At 75.7% G+C, this 2,759-nt stretch carries 2 protein-coding genes and 1 pseudogene; 2 read left to right on the forward strand and 1 reads right to left on the reverse strand.

Annotated features, from left to right (window positions below):
* Positions 1-328: 328 nt before the first annotated feature.
* Complete coding sequence (cobA, locus tag ACFWEP_RS33845) at positions 329-1,582, forward strand: uroporphyrinogen-III C-methyltransferase (RefSeq protein ID WP_387376017.1); 1,254 nt, start codon at positions 329-331, stop codon at positions 1,580-1,582.
* 49 nt (positions 1,583-1,631) lie between these two features.
* A complete protein-coding gene (locus ACFWEP_RS33850) occupies positions 1,632-2,444 on the forward strand; it encodes a TrmH family RNA methyltransferase (protein ID WP_387376019.1) in 813 nt (270 codons plus the stop codon).
* Here the strand turns inward: ACFWEP_RS33850 and ACFWEP_RS33855 are convergent.
* Positions 2,435-2,759, reverse strand: a pseudogene (locus tag ACFWEP_RS33855) (serine/threonine protein kinase); the annotation flags it as partial. The gene ACFWEP_RS33850 and the pseudogene ACFWEP_RS33855 overlap by 10 nt on opposite strands.

Below are 2,759 nucleotides of genomic sequence, written 5' to 3' on the forward strand. Positions count from 1 at the left end.
ATCCAGTACCGGGGCGACCCTCCACCGCGCGGTCGCACGCACCGGACGCTGCCGGACCCGCCCTCCGGGCGGACCGCGCCCCTTCTGGAACACGCTCCCGTACCCGGGGCCGCCACCGGGGGCCCTGCCCTCCGGCGGCCCCACCCCGTAAGGTGGTCCCCGCCCCACCCGCTGAACCCGCACGTCACAGCGCACGTCACCAGCCGCTCCAGAGCCGCAGCGGCAGTCCCGACCGCCGCCGCGTCCCGTACGCCGGACCGGACGGACTCCCCGTGCGGCGCCGTACCGCGCCGTACGCACCGTTCCCTGCCGAGGAGCCAGCACCGCCATGGCCGAGCACGTCGATCACCCCGCGTACCCCGTCGGACTGCGCCTGAGCGGGCGCCGCGTCGTCGTCGTCGGCGGCGGCCAGGTCGCACAGCGCCGCCTTCCCGCGCTCATCGCGACCGGGGCCGACATCACCCTCGTCTCGCCCTCCGCCACCCCCTCCGTCGAGGCGATGGCCGACGCCGGTGAGATCCGCTGGGAACGCCGCCGGTACACGGACGGCGACCTCGCCGACACCTGGTACGCGCTCGTCGCCAGCAGCGACCCCGCGGCCAACGCGGCCGCCTCCGCCGAGGCCGAGCGCACCCGGACCTGGTGCGTCCGCAGCGACGACGCGGAGGCGGCCACCGCGTGGACCCCCGCCACCGGCCGCAGCGAGAACGTCACGGTCGCCGTGCTCACCACCACCTCCCGGGGCCGCGACCCCCGCCACTCCGCCGCCGTGCGCGACGCCATCGTCGAAGGACTCCGCGACGGCACCCTCGCCGCCCCGCACCACCGCACCCACACCCCGGGCGTCTGGCTCGTCGGCGGCGGCCCCGGCGACCCCGACCTGATCACCGTGCGGGGCCGCAGGCTGCTCGCCGCGGCCGACGTCGTCATCGCCGACCGGCTCGGCCCCCGCGACCTCCTGGACGAACTGCCCCCGCACGTCGAGGTCATCGACGCCGCGAAGATCCCCTACGGCCGCTTCATGGCCCAGGAGGCGATCAACCGGGCGCTCATAGAACACGCGAAGGCGGGCAAGGCCGTCGTCCGGCTCAAGGGCGGCGACCCGTTCGTCTTCGGCCGCGGCATGGAAGAGGCCCAGGCGCTCGCCGCCGAGGGCATCCCCTGCACCGTCGTCCCCGGAATCTCCAGCTCCATCTCCGTGCCCGGTGCCGCCGGAATCCCCGTCACCCACCGGGGCGTCGCCCACGAGTTCACCGTCGTCAGCGGGCACGTCGCCCCCGAGGACCCCCGCTCGCTGGTCGACTGGGAGGCCCTGGCCCGACTGCGCGGCACCCTCGTCCTCCTGATGGCCGTCGACAAGATCGGCGCCATCGCGAAGGCCCTCGTCGCCCACGGCAAGGACCCCGCCACCCCGGTCGCCCTCGTCCAGGAGGGCACCACCGCGGCGCAGCGACGCGTCGACGCGACCCTCGCCACCGTCGGCGAGCGGGCCGTGTCCGAGGACGTACGTCCGCCGGCCGTCATCGTCATCGGTGAGGTCGTCGCCGTCGGACCCGACGCCCACGCGACCCCCACCGCGTAAGACCGGCGGCCCCGGCCGTCGCCCCCACCCCGGACAAGGCAGCACTCCTGTGGCAGAGATCATCACCGTCGAGGACCCCGACGACCCGCGCCTGCACGACTACACGGGCCTCACCGACGTCGAACTGCGCCGCAGGCGCGAACCGGAGGAGGGTCTCTTCATCGCCGAGGGCGAGAAGGTGATCCGCCGCGCCGGGCAGGCCGGGTACGCGATGCGCTCCATGCTGCTCACACCCAAGTGGACCGAGGTGATGGGCGACGTCATCGAGGCGGCCGAGTCCCCGGTGTACGTGGTCACCCCCGAACTCGCCGAGCGGGTCACCGGGTACCACGTCCACCGCGGCGCCCTCGCCTCCATGCGGCGCGAACCGCTGCCCGACGCGGCCGGCCTGCTGGCCGGTGCCCGCCGGGTCGCCGTCTTCGAGGACATCGTCGACCACGCCAACATCGGGGCCGCCTTCCGCAACGCGGCGGCCCTCGGCGTCGACACCGTCCTGCTCACCCCGCGCTGCGCCGACCCCTTCTACCGGCGGGCGGTGAAGGTCTCCATGGGCGGCGTCTTCCAGGTGCCGTGGACCCGTCTGGAGTCCTGGCCCGAGGGCGTCGGGGTGCTGCACGCGGCGGGTTTCACGGTCGCCGCGCTCTGCCTCAGCGAACGGGCGGTCACCCTGGACGAGCTCGCCGCGCGCCGGGACGAACGGCTCGCCCTCGTCTTCGGTACGGAAGGGGCGGGCCTCGCCCCGAAGACGCTTGCCGCGGTCGACGACCACGTCCGCATCCCGATGGACGCCGGAGTCGACTCGCTCAACGTGGCAGCCGCCTCCGCCGTCGCGTTCTACGCGACCCGGCCGCGTCAGGCCTGACCGGCACCCCGTGACGCGTCGGCCGGGGGAGCGTGCCCCGGCCGGCCGGCCGGCGACGACTGCGGGGGCGGCCCGCCGAGGCCGCGCGCCGGTCCCTGGCAGCCCTGCGCGGCCGCGATACCGAGCGCCACCAGCAGCGTCACCACCACGAAGACGAACAGGCGCTGCCGCAGCAACCGGGGGTTCGCCGGACGCCGCCCGGTCCCGGTCGGCCTGGCCCCGGGACGGGTGCCCGGCCTGCCGTTGGTGCCGTTCGTGCCGTTGGCGGGGCCGGGCCGCTTGCCCGGGCGGACCGCGCCGCGCGCCGTCCGGGGC

Origin of the sequence: Streptomyces sp. NPDC060198, assembly GCF_042728415.1 — a bacterium.
In the GTDB taxonomy this organism is placed as follows: domain Bacteria; phylum Actinomycetota; class Actinomycetes; order Streptomycetales; family Streptomycetaceae; genus Streptomyces.